Annotated in this window: 24 protein-coding genes and 1 pseudogene; 13 read left to right on the top strand and 12 right to left on the bottom strand. The window is 67.6% G+C overall.

Translation table 11 applies throughout. The annotated features are described in order from the left end of the window. Window positions 1-57: 57 nt before the first annotated feature. Both GOC52_RS18595 and purH read right to left on the bottom strand, forming a co-directional pair. The gene (locus GOC52_RS18595) at window positions 58-936 is read right to left on the bottom strand and encodes a hypothetical protein (RefSeq protein WP_191850109.1); all 879 of its coding nucleotides are present in this window, start codon (window positions 934-936) and stop codon (window positions 58-60) included. 16 nt (window positions 937-952) lie between these two features. Then, window positions 953-2,536: a bifunctional phosphoribosylaminoimidazolecarboxamide formyltransferase/IMP cyclohydrolase gene (gene purH, locus GOC52_RS18590; protein ID WP_049408951.1), complete on the bottom strand. Its 1,584-nt coding sequence runs from the start codon at window positions 2,534-2,536 to the stop codon at window positions 953-955. A 223-nt stretch (window positions 2,537-2,759) separates the two neighbouring features. On the opposite strand from purH, the gene GOC52_RS18585 reads away from it, so the two are divergent. The 6 genes from GOC52_RS18585 to GOC52_RS18560 are packed head-to-tail and all read left to right on the top strand — an operon-like array spanning window position 2,760 to window position 8,560. Further along, complete coding sequence (locus tag GOC52_RS18585) at window positions 2,760-3,377, top strand: CDP-alcohol phosphatidyltransferase family protein (protein WP_019338967.1); 618 nt, start codon at window positions 2,760-2,762, stop codon at window positions 3,375-3,377. A gap of 34 nt (window positions 3,378-3,411) precedes the next feature. Continuing rightward, window positions 3,412-5,163 (top strand): bifunctional alpha/beta hydrolase/class I SAM-dependent methyltransferase, encoded by a 1,752-nt coding sequence (locus GOC52_RS18580; protein ID WP_049408952.1) that lies wholly within the window; start codon window positions 3,412-3,414, stop codon window positions 5,161-5,163. Further along, window positions 5,163-6,491 carry a phosphatase PAP2/dual specificity phosphatase family protein gene (locus tag GOC52_RS18575; protein ID WP_049408953.1) on the top strand — a complete coding sequence of 443 codons (1,329 nt, stop codon included), beginning with the start codon at window positions 5,163-5,165 and terminating at the stop codon, window positions 6,489-6,491. Before GOC52_RS18580 ends, GOC52_RS18575 begins: the two co-directional genes overlap by 1 nt. After that, the gene (locus GOC52_RS18570; RefSeq protein ID WP_049408954.1) at window positions 6,488-6,925 is read left to right on the top strand and encodes a hypothetical protein; all 438 of its coding nucleotides are present in this window, start codon (window positions 6,488-6,490) and stop codon (window positions 6,923-6,925) included. The genes GOC52_RS18575 and GOC52_RS18570 overlap by 4 nt, the downstream gene beginning before the upstream one ends. A gap of 13 nt (window positions 6,926-6,938) precedes the next feature. Then, the gene (locus tag GOC52_RS18565; RefSeq protein ID WP_010481067.1) at window positions 6,939-7,568 is read left to right on the top strand and encodes a lysophospholipid acyltransferase family protein; all 630 of its coding nucleotides are present in this window, start codon (window positions 6,939-6,941) and stop codon (window positions 7,566-7,568) included. Then, window positions 7,565-8,560 carry a phosphatidate cytidylyltransferase gene (locus GOC52_RS18560; RefSeq protein WP_010481069.1) on the top strand — a complete coding sequence of 332 codons (996 nt, stop codon included), beginning with the start codon at window positions 7,565-7,567 and terminating at the stop codon, window positions 8,558-8,560. Before GOC52_RS18565 ends, GOC52_RS18560 begins: the two co-directional genes overlap by 4 nt. 93 nt (window positions 8,561-8,653) lie before the next feature. On the opposite strand, the gene fis is transcribed toward GOC52_RS18560, so the two are convergent. From fis to prmA, 3 genes are all read right to left on the bottom strand, one after another. Then, window positions 8,654-8,929: a DNA-binding transcriptional regulator Fis gene (fis, locus tag GOC52_RS18555; protein WP_005419706.1), complete on the bottom strand. Its 276-nt coding sequence runs from the start codon at window positions 8,927-8,929 to the stop codon at window positions 8,654-8,656. 114 nt (window positions 8,930-9,043) lie between these two features. After that, the gene (locus GOC52_RS18550; protein ID WP_010481072.1) at window positions 9,044-9,814 is read right to left on the bottom strand and encodes a DUF3426 domain-containing protein; all 771 of its coding nucleotides are present in this window, start codon (window positions 9,812-9,814) and stop codon (window positions 9,044-9,046) included. A 42-nt stretch (window positions 9,815-9,856) separates the two neighbouring features. Further along, window positions 9,857-10,777 (bottom strand): 50S ribosomal protein L11 methyltransferase, encoded by a 921-nt coding sequence (prmA, locus tag GOC52_RS18545; protein ID WP_191851481.1) that lies wholly within the window; start codon window positions 10,775-10,777, stop codon window positions 9,857-9,859. Window positions 10,778-10,940: 163 nt separating this feature from the next. On the opposite strand from prmA, the gene GOC52_RS18540 reads away from it, so the two are divergent. Beyond that, complete coding sequence (locus tag GOC52_RS18540; RefSeq protein WP_010481077.1) at window positions 10,941-11,906, top strand: hypothetical protein; 966 nt, start codon at window positions 10,941-10,943, stop codon at window positions 11,904-11,906. Beyond that, the gene (locus GOC52_RS18535) at window positions 11,903-12,277 is read left to right on the top strand and encodes a hypothetical protein (protein ID WP_010481078.1); all 375 of its coding nucleotides are present in this window, start codon (window positions 11,903-11,905) and stop codon (window positions 12,275-12,277) included. The genes GOC52_RS18540 and GOC52_RS18535 overlap by 4 nt, the downstream gene beginning before the upstream one ends. Window positions 12,278-12,418: 141 nt before the next feature. Here the strand turns inward: GOC52_RS18535 and accC are convergent, their stop codons facing one another. The 5 genes from accC to GOC52_RS18510 form a co-directional block, all read right to left on the bottom strand. Continuing rightward, window positions 12,419-13,786: an acetyl-CoA carboxylase biotin carboxylase subunit gene (accC, locus tag GOC52_RS18530; protein ID WP_010481079.1), complete on the bottom strand. Its 1,368-nt coding sequence runs from the start codon at window positions 13,784-13,786 to the stop codon at window positions 12,419-12,421. A gap of 10 nt (window positions 13,787-13,796) precedes the next feature. Continuing rightward, window positions 13,797-14,276: an acetyl-CoA carboxylase biotin carboxyl carrier protein gene (accB, locus tag GOC52_RS18525; RefSeq protein WP_010481080.1), complete on the bottom strand. Its 480-nt coding sequence runs from the start codon at window positions 14,274-14,276 to the stop codon at window positions 13,797-13,799. A gap of 53 nt (window positions 14,277-14,329) precedes the next feature. Then, on the bottom strand, window positions 14,330-14,755 hold the full coding sequence (locus GOC52_RS18520; protein WP_126560178.1) for a lysozyme inhibitor LprI family protein: 426 nt from the start codon (window positions 14,753-14,755) through the stop codon (window positions 14,330-14,332). Next, on the bottom strand, window positions 14,752-15,201 hold the full coding sequence (gene aroQ / locus GOC52_RS18515; RefSeq protein WP_049452975.1) for a type II 3-dehydroquinate dehydratase: 450 nt from the start codon (window positions 15,199-15,201) through the stop codon (window positions 14,752-14,754). Before aroQ ends, GOC52_RS18520 begins: the two co-directional genes overlap by 4 nt. A 399-nt stretch (window positions 15,202-15,600) precedes the next feature. Further along, on the bottom strand, window positions 15,601-16,329 hold the full coding sequence (locus tag GOC52_RS18510; RefSeq protein ID WP_164193285.1) for a DOPA 4,5-dioxygenase family protein: 729 nt from the start codon (window positions 16,327-16,329) through the stop codon (window positions 15,601-15,603). 168 nt (window positions 16,330-16,497) lie between these two features. Between GOC52_RS18510 and GOC52_RS18505 the strand changes: the two genes are divergently transcribed. Further along, the gene (locus GOC52_RS18505; protein ID WP_053443591.1) at window positions 16,498-17,325 is read left to right on the top strand and encodes an isocitrate lyase/PEP mutase family protein; all 828 of its coding nucleotides are present in this window, start codon (window positions 16,498-16,500) and stop codon (window positions 17,323-17,325) included. A gap of 69 nt (window positions 17,326-17,394) precedes the next feature. Here GOC52_RS18505 and GOC52_RS18500 read toward each other — a convergent pair. Next, a pseudogene (locus GOC52_RS18500) lies at window positions 17,395-17,929 on the bottom strand (hypothetical protein). 127 nt (window positions 17,930-18,056) lie between these two features. Here GOC52_RS18500 and GOC52_RS18495 point away from each other — a divergent pair. Together GOC52_RS18495 and GOC52_RS18490 are read left to right on the top strand one after the other, a co-directional pair. Next, on the top strand, window positions 18,057-18,653 hold the full coding sequence (locus GOC52_RS18495; RefSeq protein WP_057502407.1) for an NAD(P)H-dependent oxidoreductase: 597 nt from the start codon (window positions 18,057-18,059) through the stop codon (window positions 18,651-18,653). A 16-nt stretch (window positions 18,654-18,669) separates the two neighbouring features. Continuing rightward, entirely contained in the window at window positions 18,670-19,263 is a 594-nt protein-coding gene (locus GOC52_RS18490; protein WP_029379726.1) for a TetR/AcrR family transcriptional regulator, read from the top strand. A 13-nt stretch (window positions 19,264-19,276) separates the two neighbouring features. On the opposite strand, the gene GOC52_RS18485 is transcribed toward GOC52_RS18490, so the two are convergent. After that, complete coding sequence (locus tag GOC52_RS18485) at window positions 19,277-20,071, bottom strand: D-alanyl-D-alanine carboxypeptidase family protein (protein ID WP_191850107.1); 795 nt, start codon at window positions 20,069-20,071, stop codon at window positions 19,277-19,279. Between the two features lie 121 nt (window positions 20,072-20,192). On the opposite strand from GOC52_RS18485, the gene GOC52_RS18480 reads away from it, so the two are divergent. Together GOC52_RS18480 and GOC52_RS18475 are read left to right on the top strand one after the other, a co-directional pair. After that, entirely contained in the window at window positions 20,193-21,746 is a 1,554-nt protein-coding gene (locus GOC52_RS18480; protein ID WP_191850105.1) for an alkaline phosphatase, read from the top strand. 42 nt (window positions 21,747-21,788) lie between these two features. Further along, complete coding sequence (locus GOC52_RS18475; protein ID WP_099559913.1) at window positions 21,789-22,355, top strand: GIY-YIG nuclease family protein; 567 nt, start codon at window positions 21,789-21,791, stop codon at window positions 22,353-22,355. The last annotated feature ends 7 nt before the right edge of the window (window positions 22,356-22,362 follow it).

The raw sequence follows: 22,362 nt of genomic DNA, 5'->3' as shown, positions 1-22,362 counted from the left end.
ACGAGATTCCAGATTGCGTGGGAAGGGAAGATCGATATCCCCGGCGGCGCGCGTGGCTCACTCGCAGCCTTCGCGTCGCAGTGATTCGGGGAAGGAATAGGCCCAGGTCTTCGGGTCCAGGGTAAAGCGGTGTTCCTGCCGGACCTGCTTGCCACCGCAGGTGGTGCCGGTTTCCTCGATCAGCAGCGGCCAGATGCGCGCGCTGCGATCGCTGTCGTCGAAACGCAGGGCGAAATCGCTGCTGAAGCGACGGGTACGGCAGTCCTCGACAGTCTCCGGGTCGCTGCTGGCCCCCAGGTTGTCGCACTCGTACTGGGCGTCATTGTCGATATGGCTGCGCACGCTGCCACTGGACACCAGGCCGTTCGGGCCTGGTAGGATCAGCGACTGCGAGAGCAGCGAGAAGCCCTGCCCGAACCAGCCGTCCTCGACGCGGAAACCATAGAAGTCGCTGCCCGCGCGGATGATGCTGGCGGTGCCGGGCTGGCCGCCGCTGCCAAAGCGTTCGCCAGTCAGTTCACTGGTCACGTCGAAGCCCTCGCCCTTCGGACGCAGCACGAAGAAGTCGATCATGCCTGCGTCGATGTGCGCGCCTTCGGACAAAGCACCGCAGACCGCCAGCAACTGCTGCCAGCTGTCACCGCTCACCACCGGTTGCTCGGCGCAGACGTGCCAGTCCATCGGGCGGGTTTCGCCGTCGTCGTTCCAGCTGCCGTGCCATTCACCGGAGAGCCTGGCGTTCTTGCCGTAGCGCTGGACCAGGAAGGCCTGCAGTCGTGCGGTGCGGCTCACGTGCGCCGTCGGCTCGGCGGGGGCCGACGTGGCGGCCTGCGGCGACGACGCAGGCACCGGGGCGGCCGCAGGCTTGCAGCCGGCCAGCGCGGCCGCGCCCGCGAGGGCGAGCAAGGCCAGCGGTTTCAGTGAGACTGCGGACATCCGTGTCGCTCCAGTATCAGTGGCGGAAGTGACGAACACCGGTGAACACCATGGCCAGGCCATGTTCGTCGGCGGCGGCGATCACTTCGGCATCGCGCATCGAACCGCCCGGCTGGATGACCGCCTTGATGCCGGCGGCAGCAGCGGCATCGATGCCGTCGCGGAACGGGAAGAACGCATCGGAGGCCATCACCGAGCCCTCGACCACCAGGTTTGCATCGGCGGCCTTGATGCCGGCGATGCGGGCCGAGTACACGCGGCTCATCTGGCCGGCGCCGACACCGATGGTGCGGTTGTCCTTCGCATAGACGATCGCGTTGGACTTCACGAACTTGGCCACCTTCCAGGCAAACAGCAGGTCGGTGAACTGCTTGTCGGTCGGCGCCAGCTTGCTGACCACCTTCAGCTCATCGCGGGTCATGCCGCGGTTGTCCGAGGACTGCAGCAACAGGCCCGAGCCGACGCGCTTGCTGTCGAAGTTGTTCAGGCCATCACCATGCGGGATGCGCAGCACGCGCACGTTGGCCTTCTTCTGCGCGTATTCCAGCGCGGCCGGCTCGTAATCCGGGGCGATCAGCACTTCCACGAACTGGCGGTCCAGGATGACCTTGGCGGTGGCAGCGTCCAGCGGCGTGTTGAAGGCGATGATGCCGCCGAAGGCGCTGGTCGGGTCGGTGGCGTAGGCCAGCTCGTAGGCATCGCCGTTGCCGGCACCGACGGCCACGCCGCACGGGTTGGCGTGCTTGACGATGACGCAGGCCGGCGCGTCGAACTGGCGCACGCACTCCCACGCCGCATCGGCATCGGCCAGGTTGTTGTAGCTCAGTTCCTTGCCCTGCAGCTGCTGGAACGTGGCCAGGGTGCCCGGCACCGGGTACAGGTCTCGGTAGAACGCGCCGCTCTGGTGCGGGTTCTCGCCGTAGCGCAGGTCCATCACCTTCACGAAGGTGGAGTTCATCTGCGCCGGGTACTCGGCACGGGCCGGCACGGCGGCGTCGGTGGCGGTGACCGCCGACAGGTAGTTGCTGATCGCCGCGTCGTACTGGGCGACGCGGTTGAACGCGGCCACCGAGAACGCGAAGCGGGTGGCGGCCGACAGCTGGCCGTCGTTGGCCGCCAGCGAGGCCAGCAGTTCGGCGTACTGCGACGGATCGGTGGCCACCGCCACGCGGGCGAAGTTCTTGGCCGCCGAGCGCAGCATGGCCGGACCGCCGATGTCGATGTTCTCGACCGCGTCGGCCAGGGTGCAGTCGGCGTTGGCGGTGACCGACTCGAACGGGTACAGGTTCAGCACCAGCAGGTCGATGGCACCGATGCCATGCTCGGCCATCACCGCATCATCCAGGCCCGAACGGCCCAGCAGGCCACCGTGCACCATCGGGTGCAGGGTCTTGACGCGGCCGTCCATCATTTCCGGGAAACCGGTGACCTCGGCCACGTCCTTCACGGCCAGGCCCGCATCGCGGATCGCCTTGGCGGTGCCGCCGGTGGACAGCAGCTCCACGCCGCGTGCCGCCAGCGCAGTGGCCAGCTCGACCAGACCGGTCTTGTCGGAAACGGAGAGGAGGGCCCGGCGGACGGGCAACAGATCAGCAGTCATGGGACAGAATCGGCAGCGGAGCGGGGCCGATATTGTAGGCGGTGGGGGCCCGTGGCGGGCGCTGGAAGGGGTAATTTGCCGTGGCAATCGGCGTAAGGCCGGGTCGGGCACACCGATCCGGCCCGATCCGGAGTCTGGGCTGCGGACCAGAGCCGGGTTGTCGGAATCTGCCAACGATGGGGTAGGCTGTGCCCGCACTGCCAAGGATCAGCGGGTACGGATCATGTCGATCTATGCATTGAAGGGACGTTTCCAGGACCTGTTGCGTCCAGCCGTACGCGGTCTGTTCCGCATGGGGATCACTGCCAATACGGTGACCGTGGCCGCTGCCGTGGTCTCGCTGCTGGTGGCCGCGGCCGTGTGGTGCTGCGCGCCTGCCCAGCCTCTGCTGTATCTGCTGCTGCCGTTGTGGATGCTGCTGCGCATGGCGCTCAACGCGGTGGACGGCATGCTGGCGCGCGAATTCGGCCAGCAATCGCGGCTGGGCGCCTATCTGAACGAAGTGTGCGATGTGATCGCCGATGCGGCGCTGTACCTGAGCCTGCTCAGCGTACCCGGCGTGCGCCCGGAGGCGCTGTGGCTGCTGGCCTGGACGGCGGCGCTGAGCGAGTACGCCGGCGTGCTGGGGCTGATGGTCGGTGCCAGCCGCCGCTATGACGGCCCGATGGGCAAGAGCGACCGCGCCTTCGTGATCGGTGCGCTGGGCTTGCTGCTGGCCTTCGGCTGGGGCGGTGCACTGACGGTCAGCGGCGTGGCTGCAGCCATGGCAGTGTTGTGCGTGCTGACGATGATCAACCGCGTCCGTCGCGGACTGCGGGAAGCGGCGGTTTCGCCGAATTAATCAAGCAGATACAAAAAGACAATCAGGAGATTGCATGCGTCAGGCGCAGGAACGGGAATTCCACAGCTTCGACCAGGTACCGCTGTTCTACCGGTACTGGGCGGGCACCACCGCAACCCCGGCCACCAGGGCCATCGTGCTGCTGCACCGCGGCCACGAGCACTCCGGCCGGGTCACCCACCTGGTCGATGAGCTGGACCTGCCCGACACCGCCTTCTTCGCCTGGGATGCGCGCGGCAATGGCCGTTCGCCGGGCGCACGTGGCGATGCACCGGGCTTCCCGGCGCTGGTGCGTGACCTGGACAGCTTCATTGCCCACATCGGCGCCGAGCACGGTATCGCGGTGGAAGACATCGTGGTGATCGCGCAGAGCGTGGGGGCGGTGGTCGCCGCGACCTGGGTGCACGATTACGCGCCGCGCCTGCGTGCGCTGGTGATGGCTTCGCCCGCCTTCAAGGTGAAGCTGTACGTGCCGTTCGCACGCGCTGGGTTGGCGCTGATGCAGAAGCTGCGCGGCAATTTCTTCGTCAACAGCTACGTCAAGCCGCAGTGGCTGACCCACGACCCGGCACGGGTGGAAAGCTATCGTACCGATCCGCTGATCACCCGCCCGATCTCGGTGCGCGTGCTGCTGGGCCTGTACGAAGCGGCCGACCGCATCGTCGCCGATGCGCAGGCGATCAGCGTGCCGGTGCAGCTGTTGGTGTCCGGCTCGGACTTCGTCGTGCATCGTGGCCCGCAGGACCGCTTCTACGAGCGCCTGTCCAGCCCGATCAAGGAGCGCGTGCACCTGCCGGGCTTCTTCCACGACACCCTGGGCGAACGTGATCGCGCGCCGGCACTGGCGCGCATCCGCAGTTTCATCCAGACGCGCTTCGCCGAACCCCTGCGCGAGTTGTCGCGTCGTGACGCACACCGGCATGGTCCGACCTTCGAGGAATCGGAGATCCTGGCCTGGCCACCGGAACGCAACAGCCTGGCCGACCTGCGCTGGCGCGTGGTGCGTGGCGGCCTGCGTTTCGGTGGCACGTTGTCCGAAGGCATCGCGCTGGGCCTGCAGACCGGTTTCGATTCCGGCAGCACGCTGGACTACATCTATCGCGACCAAGCGCGTGGCAAGGGCCCGCTGGGCCGCATGGTCGACCGCAACTATCTGGATGCAATCGGCTGGCGCGGCATCCGTGTGCGCGGCCAGCACCTGCAGGAACTGCTGCGCGATGCTGCGCAGCGACTGCGCGGGCGGGGCACGCCGGTGCGCGTGCTGGACGTGGCCGCCGGCCATGGCCGCTATGTGCTGGAAGCGCTGGGCCAGGGCGAACAGCGCGCCGACCGCATCGTGCTGCGTGATTTCAGCGATCTGAACGTGACCCAGGGCCAGGCCTTGATCGAGCGCCTCGGTGCAGCCGACATCGCCCACTTCGAGCAGGGCGATGCGTTCGATCCCGCGCAGCTGGCGGCGGTGGACCCGGCGCCTACGCTGGCGGTGGTATCGGGCCTGTACGAACTGTTCCCCGACAACGACGCCGTGCTGCGCTCGCTGCAGGGCATCGCCGCAACCGTACCGGTGGGCGGCTACCTGGCCTACACCGGCCAGCCCTGGCACCCGCAGCTGGAATTCATCGCCCGCGCGCTGACCAGCCATCGAGGCGGCGCCGCGTGGGTGATGCGCCGCCGTACCCAGCAGGAGATGGATGAGCTGGTGCGCCTGGCCGGGTTCGAGAAGGTGGCGCAGCGCATCGATGACTTCGGCATCTTCACCGTGTCGCTGGCGCGCCGGACCGCGTGATGGCGACGCTGGCCGCAACCCCACTGGCCGCGGAAGGGCGCCCCTGGCGGCGCGCCCTGCTGTGGCTGGCTCTGCTGGGTCCGTTCTTCTTCGCCAGCTACGGCTTCGCCAACTGGATGGCTGGTCGCCATCCCGAACTGCCGGTGATGGCGTTCGCTTGGGAGACGCGCATTCCCTTCGTGCCGTGGACGATCGTGCCGTACTGGTCGATCGACCTGTTCTACGCGGTCTCCTTCTTCCTGTGCCGGCAACGTCTGGAACTGGACCGGCATGCGCTGCGGCTGTTCAGTGCACAGCTGATCGCGGTCACTTGCTTCCTGCTGTGGCCGCTGCGCTTCAGTTTCGAGCGGCCGGAGATCGGCGGCGTGTTCGGTTGGCTGTTCGATGTGCTGCTGGGCTTCGACAAGCCGTTCAACCAGGCGCCATCGCTGCACATCGTGCTGCTGATCGTGCTGTGGGTGAAGTTCGCGCAGTACCTGCACGGCGTGTGGCGTTGGGTGCTGCATGTGTGGGCACTGCTGATCGGTGTCTCGGTGCTGACCACGTTCCAGCACCATTTCATCGACATCCCGACCGGGCTGCTGGCCGGCTGGCTGTGCGTATGGCTGTGGCCGGAGCAGGGCACGCCGCCGCTGCGCGCCTGGCGTACTGCGGGTGATGCCAAACGTTGGCGATTGGCCGCGCTGTACCTGCTGGCGGCCGCCGTATTGCTGGTGCCGGTGGTGCTTCTGCGTGGCGCGGCGTTGTGGCTGCTGTGGCCGGGGGTGTCGCTGCTGCTGGTGGCGCTGGCCTATGCCGGGCTGGGTACGGCGGTGTTCCAGAAGCGTGCCGATGGTCGCCTGACCATGGCGGCACGCTGGCTGCTGGCGCCGTACCTGGGCGCGGCCTGGATCAATTCGCGGTTGTGGACGCGACGCGTGCCGCAGCCGTTGCCGGTGCTGGACGGCGTGTGGCTGGGCCGGATTCCCTGCACGGCATTGCCGACACCTTTGGTGGGCGTGGTCGATGCCTGTGCCGAGCTGTCCTGCTGCGCGCCGGGTGCGGCGTACGCCGGTGTGCCGATGCTGGACCTGGTGGTGCCAGAACCGGAGCAGCTGCGCGAGGCAGCCGAGGCCATCGAGCGCCTTCGCACGCACGGGCCGGTGCTGGTGTGCTGCGCGCTGGGTTACTCGCGCAGTGCGGCCAGCGTGGCGACCTGGCTGCTGCTCAGCGGTCGTGCGGCGGGTGCCGATGCGGCGGTGGCGATCGTGCGTGCCGCGCGTCCGGGCATCGTGCTGGGCAAGGCGCACCTGCGTGCGATCACCGTTGCCGCCGGAGACCCTGCATGAGCACCACGCCTGATGTTTCGACCATGCAGCTGCTGCTGCGGCAGGGGCGTTGGCCGGCAGGCCTGTCGCTGGGGCTGCTGCTGGTGGCGTTGCTGCTGCTCGGCATCGAGCCCGGGCTGGCGATGCTTGCCGCCGGACTGATGCTGCTCAGCGTGGTGGCAGGCGTCGCCCAGGCCTATCACGCGTGGCGGGTGGCACTCGATGCCAGCCTGCTGCAGCTGCTGCGCGATGAAGGCTTGAATGATGAGGCCGCGGCGCAACGCATCGACCGGCTGCTGCATGACAGTGGCCTGCGCCGCACACCGGGCGCGGAACCGTCGCGGGGATGGGATCTGCGATGGGCCGGCATGCGCCGCCTGCTGCTGCGTCAGTACCTGCTGACGGCGGTGCAGCTGGTGCTGGTGCTGCTGGCCGTGCTGTGGCCGCAGACGTGAACGGGAGGGATGGATGTTCGCCGAACTGATTGCCCGCGCCTGCAGTGGCGCGATCCATGTGGTGACCGGCGCGCGCGCGCTGTGGATCGGCTGCGCGCCGTCCAGCGAGCACCGCGTCTACTACGGCAACCACGCCAGCCACGGTGACTTCGTGCTGATCTGGTCGTCGATGCCACTGGCCCTGCGCCGCCAGGTGCGTCCGGTGGCGGCGGCGGAGTACTGGCAGCGCGACGGCCTGCGCCGCTACCTGATCGACGCGGTGTTCAACGGCGTGCTGGTCGAGCGCGAGGCCGGGCATCGCCAGCAGGACCCGTTGCAGGTGCTGCGCGAAGCGGTCGATGAAGGCTGTTCGCTGATCCTGTTCCCGGAAGGCACGCGCAATGTCGGCGACGAGCCGCTGCTGCCGTTCAAGAGCGGCATCTACCATCTGGCGCGGCAGCGGCCGGAACTGGAGTTCGTGCCGGTGTGGATCGACAACCTGAAGCGGGTGATGCCCAAGGGCCGCTTCCTGCCGCTGCCCTTGTTGTGCACGGCTACCTTCGGTACGCCGCTGCGACTGCAGGCTGACGAGGACAAGGCCGCCTTCCTGGCCCGCAGCCGGCAGGCGCTGCTGGACCTGGCGCCGAATGGAGGTCGTGCATGAGTTTCGTGTTGGATGTATCTGGCGATCTGGCAACGCAGAGTGTCGGCCAGCAGACCGGCCTGCTGTTTGCTGGTGTCGGCGCGGTGCTGGTGCTGGCCACGCTGGTGGCCGAGACCCTGCGCTGGCGCCAGCGCGGCCAGCCCAGTGCAGTCATCGCCAACCTGGTGTCACGCATCCGCGCCTGGTGGGTGATGGCGATCGTGGTCGGGCTGGCGCTGTTCTTTGGACGTGCCGGGGTGATCGTGCTGTTCGCGATCATCTCGCTGTTCGCGTTGCGCGAGTTCATCACCCTGGCGCCGACCCGCTCGGGCGACTACTACGCGCTGCTGGCCGCGTTCTACATCGTCCTGCCGTGGCAGTACTACCTGGTGTGGATCGACTGGTACGGCATGTACACGCTGCTGATTCCGGTCTATGCGTTCCTGTTCCTGCCGATCCTGTCGACCATCGGTGGTGATACCACGCACTACCTGGAGCGGACCGCGAAGGTCCAGTGGGGGCTGATGATCTGCGTGTTCTGCATCTCGCATGTGCCGCTGCTGCTGAACCTGCACGTGCCCGGCCATGATCCGTCGCGCAACGTGTTGCTGTTCGCCTTCCTGGTGATCGTGGTGCAGTCCTCGGACGTGCTGCAGTACATCTGGGGCAAGCTGCTGGGCAAGCACCTGATCGCGCCGAAGCTGTCGCCGTCGAAGACGGTGGAGGGCTTCGTGGGCGGTGTGCTGAGTGCCAGTGCGCTGGGTGCGGCGTTGTGGTGGATCACCCCGTTCACGCCGCTGCAGGCATTCGGCCTGTCGCTGCTGATCAACCTGATGGGATTCTGGGGTGGCCTGGTGATGTCGGCGATCAAGCGCGACCGCGGCATCAAGGACTGGGGCCACATGATCGAGGGCCATGGCGGCATGCTCGACCGGCTGGATTCGGTGTGCTTCGCCGCGCCGGTGTTCTTCCATGTGGTGCGGTACTACTGGAAGGCAGGCGGGGGCGGCTGATCCCGCCGGGTCTCCATCCACGCATGGCGTGGATCTACTGGAGCCGGGTGGTTCGGGCATCGGTAGCGCCGGGCCATGCCCGGCGGGCTGCGCTTACGCGCTGATGCCGTATTCCTTCAGCTTCTTGCGCAGGGTGGCACGGTGGATGCCCAGCATCGCCGCGGCGCGGCTCTGGTTGCCTTCGCAGTGGTTGAGCACTTCCACGAACAGCGGGATCTCCATCTCGCGCAGCACGATCTCGTAGACATCGTCCGCATCGCAGCCATCAAGGTCACGCAGGTAGCGGCGCACGGACTGGGCGACGTGTTCACGCAGCGGTGGCCGGGGAGCGCCACGACTGTTGTCAGGACGAGAAAGGACAGCGTTCAAGGGGGTTCCCGATTCGGTTGGCCCGTGCGCGCGGAGCGCGCGGCCGGACGAGGTGGTGGCGGCCAGTCTAGCGCGAGCGTGCCCGGCCTGCCACGGCTGGTCGCCTCACCCCGGTCAGAGGAAGTCGAAGGTGAATGCGACGGTGGATGCAGCAGGCTCCTGTACCCGGAACGCGACGCGCGCGCTCTGGCCCGGTTCCAGCAGGGCTGCGCCGGGGTTCTCACCCAGGTACTGCGCGGGCGTGAACACGCCGCTGCCGATCACCCGGCCATCGGCATCGGACAGTGAGAGGCGCAGGTCTGGCCACGCCTGTGCCCAACGTGCGTCGTTGCGGATGCTGGCCTGCACCTGCAGCACGCCGGCCTGCCCGGGCAGCGGCCGGATCTCGCGGCTGGTCATGGTAAAGGCGGTGGGTTCGTGCCAGGCCGGCAGGCTGCAGTGCAGTACGCCGCACAGCGTGCCCAGCCACGCGCGGTTGCCGGCGTCGGCGGCCAGCCGCGCGCGGTCGGCCAGCACGCTCTGCAGTAGCAGCAGCAATGCCAGCCCTGCGACCAGCAGCCAGTGCCAACGGGGTGCTGGCAGCGTGCGTGCGCGCGTGCTGCCCAGGAAGCTGGGGGCATCACTGGCGGCCGCTGCTGCCTGCACCGCGAGCGGCGCCGGTTCGATGGCCGCTGCTTCATCAACGATGACAACGTCATCGTCGTGTCGCATCCCTGTCGCCGAGGGGGGGGCCAGGTCGATGGGCTCGACGGGCATCTGCTCCACAGGCGCTGTGTGCCCGGCTTCGTCCTGCGTGCGCGCATCGGTCGCAGGCGCGGGCTCACCTTCCGGCGCGGTGCGCAGGAAGGTGGCCAGGGGACGGCGCGGTGGGTTCGGCTCGGACATGCTCAGGGCGCGGGCTCGGATCCAGCGGTCATTCAACCACGATCAGGCGCGGCGCACGCCGGTGATGCGCATCCAGTCGCCATCCTGGGTGGCCTGCAGATCGTCGAACCAGGCCGCATAGCGCTGCAGCAGTTCACCTTCCTGGCCATGCAGGATGCCGGACAGGGCGATGCGGCCACCGGCAGCGACGCGCGCGGCCAGCAGTTCGGCCAGCGCATCCAGCGCCGAGGCGAGGATGTTGGCGACCACGATCGGATAGGTCGCGACCGGTTCGTCCTGCGGCAGGTACACGTGCATGCGGGCCTGTTCGCCGTTGCGTTCGGCATTGTCGGCGGTGGCGACCAGGGCCTGCGGATCGTTGTCCACGCCGATGGCTTCAGCGGCGCCCAGCTTCAGCGCGGCCAGTGCGAGGATGCCCGAGCCGCAACCGAAGTCGAGCACGCGCTGGCCCTGCAGCAGGCCATCGCCTGCCAACTGGTCCAGCCAGCGCAGGCACAGTGCGGTGGTCGGGTGGGTGCCCGAACCGAACGCCAGGCCCGGGTCCAGCCGCACCACGGCGGCATCGGCGGCCTGCGCGGCATCGGGCAGTTCATGGTTCCACGGCACGATCCAGGTACGGCTGCCGAAGTCCAAAGGCTGGAACTGGTCGATCCAGGCGCGTTCCCAGTCTTCATCCTCGACCGCGCGGAAGCTGCCGCTGCTCCAGTCCAGTTCCGGATCGAAGGATTCCAGTGCGGCCAGCAGCAACAGCGCGTTGCTGTCGGCGGGGAACAGCGCGCTCAGCACCAGCGTGTCCCACAGCGGGGTCTCGCCCACGCCCGGCTCGAGGATGGCCTGTTCGTTGCTGGTATCGGCCTCGGCATCAAGCAGCGTGACGGCCAGTGCGCCGACGTCCTCCAGCGCATTCTCATAGCGGGGCTGGGTAGCTTCGGTGCAACGCAGGGTCAGTTCCAGAAACGGCATGGCGGTGGGGGCAATCGCGGGAAAGGGGGCCATGCTAGACCATCGGGGCGTCTCCGTATCGCCTGAGATGCCGCTCCGAGATGAACGAAGCCCGTTCAGACAGGCCCGTCGGGCCTTGCTAAACTTCGTGCTTTCCTGTCCGCCGCATCGCTCACCGCCGCCGATGGCCTTCGCTCCGACCCTGAAAACCTGGTTGCTCGTACTGCCGGCCGTGGCCGTGCTGGGCGTGGCCGGTTATCGGGCCAGCGGCCATGCCGCGACCTCTTCGCTGGCGTCGGCGGATCTGGCAGGTGGGGTGGCAGCCACTGACAGTGCGGCGCCGCTGCCGGTGATGCCGGAGGCGCTCGCGCGCCGCCTGGCACCCTTCGAGCGTGGCAATGCATTGCCGTCCGGGCTGCCCCTGGATCTCCGCGCCGATATCGAAGACGCCACCGACCTGTATGCCTATGCACAGCGGTTGCGTGTGCAGGCGGACGAAGGCAACCACGAGGCGCGCTGGATGCTCAGCCGTGTCTATGACTATTGCGCGCAGTACGCGGTCGATCCGGGTGGCTACCGCCTGGACAACAACGTGCTGGCTGGGCTGGGCCTGACCGCCGCGCCGGCGATGGTGCAGGCGCGCGAACGCGTCGCGCAGCGTTGTGGTGGTTTCGTGCCGGGCGACAAGCTGGGCACGGCCCTGGTGCTGTCCGAACGTCGCAAGGCGGCCGCGCAAGGCAATCTGGCTGCAGAGGCTGCGTTGTTCGCCGAGGGAGAGCCGCTGCAGGACAGCCCCGAGTACCGCCGTGACCTGGTTGAACGGGTGCGCACCTCGCGCGACCCGGAGGCCTTCATGGCGATCGCACCGGGCATGGGCGTGCGCGCCTCGGGTGACCGTGCGCTCAACGGCCTGGTGGCGGGCGAGCAGCTCAGTGAACTCGCTTGGCGGCTTGCGGCCTGCGAACTCGGTCTACCGTGTGGGGCAGACAGTGTGCTGGTCAACAGTTTTTGTGCGAACGGAGGGATCTGTTCGCAGGATGGTACGCAGGATTTCCGGGATTTCGTGTATGACGCTGCGGTATCGCGGCAGGGCGCTGGGAAGATGAAGGAATGGATCAAGCGATTGGTTGGAAAGAGGAACGAGCAATGAACTACCGCCGATTCCTGCACGGGGCCAAGTTCTGGTTCTGGGTGGCCCTGTTCGTGGCCTACTCGGCTGGCGCGGTTGGCCTGTTGATGATCGATACCTATGAAGATCGCTACCGGCATCTGTCGAAGGTGGAACTGACCACGGTGAAGGCGCAGGAAGACGTGCGCCGTGCCGGTGCCAGCCAGGTGGCCGCGGTCTATCGCGCGCAGAGCGGCATGCCGTTCGCGTCGCTGCCGGCGGGCAGCACCTTCCAGGTGGTGTGGCCGGATGGTTCGACCGAGACCATGGTGATCGTCGACCCGACCTCGCCCAATGGCGTGCGTCCGCTGGCGAACTCGCAGATTCCGGCCGAAGCGGCCGACAAGCGCTGATGCCACACCGGTAGCGCCGGGCCATGCCCGGCGGGTGGACGGTCGCAATGGAAAGCCGCCGGGCATGGCCCGGCGCTACCGCAAGAACGCGAAAAGGGCGGGAATATCCCCGCCCTTTTCATGTCCAGCACCGGGCACCGATCAGGTCAGCGCGATCGGCTTGTTCTTGCGTTCGGCCAAACGCTTTTCCAGGTAGTGGATGTTCTGGCCACCGGCCTGGAAGCCCTTGTCGCGCATGATCCGCTGCTGCAGGGCGACGTTGGTCTTGATGCCATCGACCACCATTTCGCTCAGTGCCACGCGCATGCGGGCAATGGCGGTTTCGCGGTCCGGGCCGTGCACGATCAGCTTGCCGATCATCGAGTCGTAGTTCGACGGCACGCGGTAGCCACTGTAGATGTGGGTGTCCACGCGCACGCCGGGGCCGCCCGGCGGATGGAAGCCGGTGATGGTGCCCGGGCTCGGCACGAACGTTTCTGCATCTTCGGCGTTGATGCGGCATTCGATGGCATGGCCGGTCAGCACCACGTCACTCTGCTTGATCGACAGCTTCTGGCCGGCGGCGATCTTCAGCTGCTCGGCCACCAGGTCGATGCCGGTGACCATTTCGGTAACCGGATGTTCCACCTGGATGCGGGTGTTCATTTCGATGAAGTAGAAGCGGCCGTCCTCGTACAGGAACTCGAAGGTGCCGGCGCCGCGATAACCAATGCGGATGCAGGCTTCCACGCACACCTTGCCGATCTGCTCGCGCTGCTCGGCGGTGATGCCCGGCGCCGGCGCTTCTTCCACCACCTTCTGGTGGCGGCGCTGCATCGAGCAGTCGCGCTCACCCAGGTGGATGGCGTTGCCCTGGCCGTCGGCCAGCACCTGGATCTCCACGTGGCGCGGATTCTCCAGGAACTTCTCCATGTAGACCTCGCCATTGCCGAACGCGGCCTTGGCCTCGCTCTTGGTGGTTTCGATCGAGGTCTTCAGCGAGGCTTCGGCGTGCACCACGCGCATGCCGCGGCCACCGCCGCCACCGGCTGCCTTGATGATGACCGGGTAGCCGATCTCACGGGCGATCTTGGTGTTGGCGACGATGTCCTCGCCCAGCGGGCCGCCCGAGCCGGGCACGCACGGCACGCCGGCGGACTTCATCGCGCGGATGGCTTCGACCTTGTCACCCATCATGCGGATGGTGTCGGCCTTGGGGCCGATGAAGATGAAGCCGGACTCTTCCACCCGCTCGGCGAAGTCGGCGTTCTCCGACAGGAAGCCGTAGCCCGGGTGGATGGCCTGGGCGTCGGTGACTTCCGCTGCGGCGATCAGTGCCGGGATGTTGAGGTAGCTCTGCGGCGACGGCGCCGGGCCGATGCAGACCGACTCGTCGGCCATGGCCACGTGCTTGAGGTTGCGGTCGACCGTGGAGTGCACGGCCACCGTGCGGATGCCGAGGGTGTGGCACGCGCGCAGGATGCGCAGCGCGATTTCCCCTCGGTTGGCGATGACGACTTTGTCGAGCATGGCGTGCCCCTCAGCCGATCACGAACAGCGGCTGGTCGAATTCCACCGGCTGGCCGTTCTCGCCGAGGATGGCGACGATGGTGCCGGACTTGTCGGCTTCGATCGGGTTGAACATCTTCATCGCTTCGATGATGGCCAGGGTCTCGCCTTCCTTGACCTGCTGGCCCACGGTGACGAAGGCCGGCTTGTCCGGAGCGGACGAGGCGTAGAAGGTGCCGACCATCGGCGAGCGCAGCACGTGGCCTTCCGGCAGTGCCGGGCCCGGCTTGGCGGTGCCGCCGGTGGAAGCTTCGGTCGGCGACTGCATCGGCATCGCCTGCGGCGCCGGAGCAGCCGGAGCGGCATACACCGGGGCGGCGACCGGGGCGGCATAGCCGGCCACCGGGGCGCGCGACAGGCGCACCGACTCTTCGCCTTCCTTGATTTCGATTTCAGCCAGGTTCGACTCTTCCAGCAGGTCGATCAGCTTCTTGATTTTGCGGAGATCCATGGTGGCCTCTTTGCTCTTGATGTCAGTGTGGTGGGAAGCGCATCGCGCTCGGGTCAAAGCAGTTCGTAGAACTCGCGCAGCTGCCGTGTGCGGTCGCGCGCGAGGGTGATCAGGCAGCGCATCTGTGCGCCGTTGCGCGCCGTGCCATCGGAATTGAGGGCATAGACGGCGTTGCAGTCGTGGTCGCGCAGCTGCATCCAGGCACGCTGGGCCAGGACCAGCTGCTGCTCGGCATCGCCGCAATAGCTGCAGCCGCCACCGTTGGCGGGTGTGCGCAGCTGGCGCCGGGCTTGTGCATACACCGCATTGAGTTCGACATCAGCGGCTGCGGCCACGTCCGAGGCGCACAGGTCGCTCTCCATCGTGGTGGTCGGACGTGAGCAGTCGATGCCTTCGTCCTTGCGGTCGAACGCCGTGGCCGCGCCGCAGAGACCGGCCCACGCCAGAACGCCGGCAAGCACGCGCGGCAGCACGTTCACGCGCGGGCCGCCTGCACGCGCAGCAGCGCCGCGTCCATCGCGTAGCGGTAGCTGTCGGCGCCGAAGCCGCAGACCACGCCCACGGCCTTGTCACTGAAGTAGCTGTGCTGGCGGAACGGTTCGCGGGTATGCGGATTGGACAGGTGGATCTCGATGAACGGCACCGCCACCGCCGCCAGCGCATCGCGCAGGGCCACCGAGGTATGGGTGAAGGCGGCGGGGTTGATCAGGATGAAAGCGGTTCCGTCGTCGCGCGCGGCCTGCACGCGGTCCACCAGTACGTGCTCGGCATTGGACTGCAGGCTCTCGATCGCGTGCCCGGCGGCCGAGGCTTGGGCCGCCAGCGCCTGGTCGATGTCGGCCAGCGTGGTGTGGCCGTAGACCTCCGGCTCGCGGGTGCCGAGCAGGTTGAGGTTGGGGCCGTGCAGGACCAGCAGCTTCGCCATGGGATCCGGAAGACGGGAAAGGGCGGCAGTCTGGCGGAACCGGCGGATGCTGTCCAGTTCGGCGAAGTTTGCTGCGTTTCAATCGTTTGTTTGAAACCTGCCGAAGCGCTTGCGGCCCTACGCGGGGCGGCGGATCAAGGCGCGCTGAACGCCGTGCGGGCGGGGGATGCGTGCACGTAGGGCGACGATGGCGGCAAGAGCCTTGCCGGGGGAGCCGCGCCACGCGTGGAAGAAGGAAGTTCGGTGCGCAGCAAGCTACGCACCCACCGGTGGGGGGCTCAAGGTGCGCAGCAAGCTACGCACCCACCGGTGGGGGGCTCAAGGTGCGCAGCAAGCTACGCACCCAGCGGTGGGGGGCTCAAGGTGCACAGCAAGCTACGCACCCACCGGAAAGGCGGGTCAGGTCTCCAGCGGCACCGTCGGCACCACGTTCGGGAACACCTCCTCCAGCGGCTCCCGTTCCCCCGGCTTCGGTGCCGGCCAGTTGTAGGCGTTCACCGGCTGCGCGCGGTTCACCCACAAGGCGTAATACAGGTGGTCGGCACGGCCATCACCGGTATTGGGGTGGATCAGGATGGTCAGGCCCAGGCTGTTGAGCTGCAGCCAGGGCACCAGCACCGGCAGCAGGTCGTTGGTGAAGCCGAAATAGAACGACGGGGTGACGTGTGGTCCGCGTGGCTCCAGGTTCCAGTTGCCCAGCTCCACCGGGAAGCGCTCGGCCGCCCAGCGCCGCAGCAGCGCAGCCTTCTCGAAGCTGTCCTCGTCGAAGTAGATATGCGCGTGATAGCTCTTGATGTCGGTGTAGGCGCGTGGGGTCGCGGGCAGGGTGGCTTCGCCGGGACGCACGCTGGCCGGGCGCAGGGTCGGTTCGCTGGCTGTGGCCTGGCCCCAGGGGCTGCGCCCTTCCGGCGCTGGCGGCACGATGGCACGGAAGCCGGGGCGGCCAGGCTCGGTGGTATTCACCGCGTCGTTGCCGCGCGGTGCTGCGGTGCCGGTCGACGCACTGGCCAGGCCACCGGCGGCCAGACCCGCCGAAGCGATCAGGCGGCGCCGTGCCGGCGAGAGCAGGTCGGCCCAGTGGGCGTCATCATCGCCGACGTCGATGAGGGGCTGCGGGTCAGGCTGCATGAAGGGCTCCGTGGCGGCACTGGTGTGGACAACCACGTACGCTCGGGCAGGGCTGCCGGTGGCGTCCAATAAGCAGGGGGCATCACTTCATGCATGGCCGGCTTCGATGCCATTGAGCGCGACCGCACGGCGGGCTAGGGTGCAGGTCTGCCGCCCCGGAGCCCTGCCATGGCCTCGCCCGATGCCGACACACAGCACAAGCGCGCGTCTTTCCGCCAACTGCACGCGCAGGGGTGCTTCGTGCTGCCCAACCCGTGGGACGTGGGCAGTGCGCGCTACCTGCAGCGGCAAGGCTTCCTGGCGTTGGCCACCACCAGTGCCGGCTGCGCCTGGAGCGAAGGGCGGCCGGATGGCGCGGTTTCGTTGCCGGCCACGCTGGCGCATCTGCGCCTGATGGCGGCGGCGACCCCGTTGCCGTTGAATGCCGACTTCGGTGATGGTTTCGGCGCCACGCCGCAGGCGGTGGGGGAGGCGGTGGCTGCAGCGATCGACACCGGCATCGCGGCGTTGTCGATCGAGGATGCCAGCGGCGTCGCCGATGCACCGCTGCGTTCGATCGACCAGGCGGTCGAGCGCCTGCGCGCTGCCCGTGCAGCCATCGACCGCGCAGGCGGTGACGTGCTGCTGGTCGGGCGTGCGGAGAACTTCTTCGTCGGCGTGCCGGATCTGCAGGACACCCTGCAGCGCCTGCGGGCCTATGCCGAGGCCGGTGCCGATGTGCTGTATGCGCCTGGCATCAGCACGCGCGAGCAGATCAGCGCGGTGGTTGCCGCTGCAGGGTCAAAACCGGTGAACCTGCTGGTTGGTGGACCGACACCGCTGAGCCTGCAGGACATCGCAGCACTTGGCGTTCGCCGGGTCAGCCTGGGCGGTGCGCTTGCGCGTGCGGCATGGGGTGGGCTGATACAGGCCACACAGCCGATCGTGCAGGAGGGGCGTTTCGATGGGCTGCAGCAGGCGGCTTCCGGGGCCGCGTTGAACGCGTTGTTCCGCTAACGGACAGCCGGCAGATCCATGCCATGCGTAGATGGATGCGCCGGAGCGTACCGACGCCCAGCAATCGCGCTACAGCGTTTCCACTCCACCCTTGGGCAGCGTCACGCCAGGCTCCAGCGCTGGCAGCAGTTGCCAGAGCAGCTCAGGGTTGTCGAGCAACCCGGCGCCATCCAGATAGCTCCATTGCGCGGCGCCGACGCGGCGCACGGCGACCATGAACGAGGTGCTGCGGATCGGGGATTCACGTACGCGCAGCAACGAGTAGCGCGGGACGAAGCAGACCTCCTCGTCACCGGCGGCATAGGTACGGGTCGGTACCCCAGCTTCGTCGCTGATGATGGTGACGCCGGCCTCGTGCAGCGCCTTGACCGTGTCGCGGGTTGATCGGGCGTATACCTCATCACCGCCGGCCAGGCGTTTCAGGCTGGGATGCGTGCGGGCGATGATCAGCTCGGCATCGCCGCGGGCGAACGCGGCCAGCATCCCCCTGCACGTCCTGGCGCAGGGCGGCCGATTCGGATGGGGTGAGCTCGCCGGCTACGGCCGTCGGCGCCATCGTGGCCAGCAGCAGGAACAGCAGGGGAGCAAGCAGGCGTCGGTGCATCGTCGGGGACCTCCACGGGATGCGGCGCACTATACGGTGAACGCAAAAACAGCGTCCCACCGGTGGCGCTGGTGATCCGGGAATCATTACTTACCATCGGTAGGTAATGATTCCTGGAGATTCACCCATGCACAGTCTCATCGTCACCACCCACCCGGAAACCGGATCGCTCACCCATGCCATCGCCCAGCGCATCGGCGACGCCATCCGGGCCATCGGCGCCGGCAACACCGTAACCCACGCCGACCTGGTCGCCGAAGGCTTCGATCCGCGCTTCAACCGCGATGACCAGGCTCTGTTCCGCGGGACCGGCCCGGTTCCGCCCGATGTGGCGGCCGAGCATGCGCGGCTGGACGCCATCGATACGCTGGTGCTGGTCTACCCGCTGTACTGGTGGTCGTTCCCTGCCTTGCTGAAGGGATGGATCGATCGCGTGTTCACCCAGGGCTGGGCGTACCAGGACGGTGCCGATGGCAAGGTGCAGAAGAAGCTGCAGCGCCTGCGCGTGCATCTGGTCGGCGTTGGCGGTGCGGGCGCGGAAATGATCGAACGGCGCGGCTATGGCACGGCGATGAAGACCCAGATCGACATGGGCATCTTCGACTACTGTGGCGCGCGCGTGCTGTCGTCCGAACTGCTGCTCGACGCCGACAGCGGTGCCGCGCAGGCGCATCTGCAGACCGCCATGGAAATCGGCCGTAAAATCGGTACTCCGATGAGTTGATCACCGTGTTCCGCCGATGCCTGCCAACGCCGCTCCCACGCGCCGCCGATTGACCCGCGAGCAACGCGCCCGCCAGTTGCTGGACGTGGCCTGGGCGCTGGTTGGCGAAGAGGGCACCGACGCGTTGACGCTGGGACGGCTGGCCGAGGCGGCGGGCGTGACCAAGCCGGTGGCCTACGATCACTTCGTGACCCGCAACGGCCTGCTGGCCGCGCTCTACGATGACTATGACGGGCGGCAGACGGTGGTCTTCCACGAGCGTATCGGCCGCGCCCGGGCGCAGCTGGCCGACCGTGCGGCAGCCATCGCCTCCGGCTACATCGACTGCATCCTCAGCCAGGGCAGTGAAGTGCAGGGCATCCTCGCCGCGCTGGTGGGTGCGCCGGAACTGCACGAGGTGCGGCGGCGTTACCAGCAGGACTTCATCGACAACTGCGACGCCTGGCTGGGCCCGTTCGCCAGCGACGGCTCGGTGCCGCTGGCGGGACGCTGGGCGATCCTGGGTGCGGCTGAAACCCTGTCCGAGGGTGTGGCCGCGGGCGCGCTGGACAAGACCGACGCCGAGGCCGAGCTGCAGCGGCTGATCGTGGCGACGGTCAAGCGTCGCTGAGCCGCTTCGAAGGTCAGGCCCCGGCGGTACTGCCGGCCAGCGTGGCGAATCCTGCCGCCAGCTGATCGCGCACCCATGCGTCGCGCGCGTCGCGGCTCTCAGAACCCAATACCACGGTGATCAGGCGTATAGGCTCGTCCCGCCCGTGTACCACCCGGCATGCGGTGGCGGCCAGGCAGAAGCCTGCGGCCTGGGTGTAGCCGGTCTTCAAGCCATCCACGCCGTCATCGCCAAGCAGGGCGTTCTGGTTGTTGCGGCTGAAGCTGCCGTGCGCGAACGCGCGCTGCGCGGTGACCGCCAGGATCTGCGGATGATCGTTCAACAGGCACGCGGCCAGCACCGCCATGTCGCGCGCGCTGGACGCATGGTGCGGCGTGGTGATGCCGGAGACGCTGGCGAACCAGGTGCTGCGCAGGCCGAGCTGGCGCGCGTGCCGGTTCATGCGCTCCAGGAACGCAGGCTGCGATCCGTCCAGGTGGCGCGCGACCGCCAGCGCCGCGTCATTGCCGGAGACGATCATCAAGCCTTCCAGCAGGCGCGCGAGCGTGACCGTTTCGCCGGGCACCAGGCCCATGCGCGTTTCATCGTCGGCGACCGCATGCACGTCGTCGGCGGCGATGGTGACTTCGTCCTCCCACGAGCGCCCGCGCTCCTCGACACACTCGTAAGCCGCGTAGGCGGTCATCAGCTTGGTCAGCGAGGCCGGTTGCCTGGCGATGTCCGCGTTGTGCTGGTGAATCACTGCGAAGGTTGCCGCATCGAGGGTGATGGACGACCGCGGTGCACGCGCAGGAGCAGGAGGCGGCATGGAAACGACGATGACAGTGGGGGCCCTGGAGGATAGTGTGCGGCGGCTGCACGAAGCTGAAATATTGCAACGATATAACGTAGCATCATTGCGGGCCGCCGATGGCCCGACGGGACATCCGATGACTGCACGCATTCCACGCCGCTGGCTTCATTCTTCGTTGCTGCTCGCGCTGGCCGCACTTGGCGGCTGCCAGCCCAACCTGCGCACCGAGGCTGTTTCCTCCGCCGAAGCCGGTCCGCTCAATGTGATCGTGATGATCAACGACGGTGCCGGCTGGGGTACCTGGGACGCGGCGGCCTACTGGCAGTATGGCCGCCGCGAAGACGCACCCTATGCGGATTTCCCGCTGCGCCTGGCGGTAACCACCTTCCCGTTGAATGCCAGCAGCCAGCCGACCCGCGACAACGCACAGACGCTTGGCTACGACCCGGGCAAGGCCTGGGATGACACGCCGGTTCCTGCGCAGGACCTGCCGTTTGCCGGCTACCAGTACCTGGCCGCGGTGGCTACCGACAGTGCGGCGGCGGGCACCGCGTTGTCCTCGGGCATCAAGACCTACAACAACGCCATCAACTACAACAACGATGGCCAGCCGGTCGAGTTCAATACGCTGCGCGCCAAGCGCCTGGGCATGGCGACCGGTGTAGTGACTTCGGTACCGTTCGCGCACGCCACACCGGCCGCATTCGCAGCGCAGAACGAATCGCGTAGCAGCTATCACGCCATTGCGCACCAGATGCTGGCGCAGGGCCACATGGACCTGGTGATGGGCACCGGAGGCCCGGGCTACAGCGTCGACGGCCGCGCCTGCAACGAAGGCACGGACGCCGCAAACGCAGAGGGCTGCGCGAATCCATGGGAGTGGGTGTCGCAGCAGGATTGGCAGCAGCTGGAAGCGGGCAGCACCATCGCCGGCAATCCGGCGGGACCGTGGCGCCTGATCCGCAGCAAGGAAGCGTTCGCCGCGCTGGCGCAGGGACGGTTGCCGGCCGACAGGCCGCTGATCGGTGTACCGCGCGTGGCCAACACCCTGCAGCAGGCGCGCCGCCTGCAGGTGCTGGGCAAGGATGCAGCCACGCCTTCGGGAGTGAGGAAGATCGACAGCGTCCCCGATCTGGCGACCATGACCCGCGGCGCGCTGCAGTTCCTGCAGCAGCGCTCGTCCAAGGGGCTGTACCTGATGGTGGAAGGTGGCGCCACCGACTGGGCCGCACACACCAGTGCCTGCGGCACCGAATGGCATTACGGCCAGTGCAGCGATCAGCCGCAGTATGGCCGGTTGATCGAAGAGACCATGGAGTTCAATAACGCGGTGACGGCGGTGGTCGACTGGATCGAGCGTAACGGTGGCTGGGAGCGCAACCTGCTGATCGTTACCACCGACCACGACAACAGCATGCCGATGGGCCCGGATGCACAGAACGTTGCCTTCTCTCCGGTACGCAACAACGGCCGCGGCCGCATGCCCGGGATCAGTTTCCGTCCCACCGGCAACCATTCCAATGCACTGGTGCCATTGTGGGCCAAGGGCGCGGGGTCGGAACTGCTGGGCAAGCGCGTGCGCGGCGTTGATGCCGGCTACCGTCAGCACGTTCGCTGGAACGACGGCAGTTGCATCGACAACACCGACGTGGCTGCGGCGGTGCAGGAGGCGCTGCAGCGTCCACGGTAACGCCCGGTTGCACCCGGGCTGTTGTCGAGGCAGCCTGCGCACATGCAGTCGGATATCCGCATCGACGGTCGTGTCTTCGCCTACGTCTTCCCCTGTGCGTGGGAAGACTACGCGAAGATCGGTTTCTCACGTGATCCGCTCGGACGCATCAGCGCATTGCACCGGCGTTGGTTCGAGTTCTTCGACCTCGACGCCGGTGCACTGGTGGAAGCGGAAAGCGAGCGCGATGCGCGAGATCTGGAGCTGCAGCTGCGTTCGCCGTTCAAGGCGCACCGCGCGCCGGCGCCGATGACGGTCCAGGACAAGGCTGGAGGTCGCACCGAATGGGTACGTGGTGCCAACCAGGCCTTGTCGCGTGCAATTATCGCGTTGGGCGAACAAGGCTATCGCTGCTATCCACTGAAGGCGTGGCTGCGGGCCGCCCTGTGCCTGCGCATGGACCAGCTGCACGACTGGGCAGCGGCGCAACTTCCGGAGGAGGAAGGCCTGCGGCTGCCCAGTGGCCCCGGCGAGCGCGCGCTGCGTGACACCCTCGACGGTTGTCGGGCATTGGATATCGATCCGATCCCGTGGCTGCCTGAACACGTCCAACGCTGGTACGCAGGGTGAGGAGCGT

Origin of the sequence: Stenotrophomonas sp. SXG-1, assembly GCF_014083965.1 — a bacterium.
Lineage (GTDB): Bacteria > Pseudomonadota > Gammaproteobacteria > Xanthomonadales > Xanthomonadaceae > Stenotrophomonas > Stenotrophomonas geniculata.
This window is presented reverse-complemented; position numbering and strand designations above follow the sequence as displayed.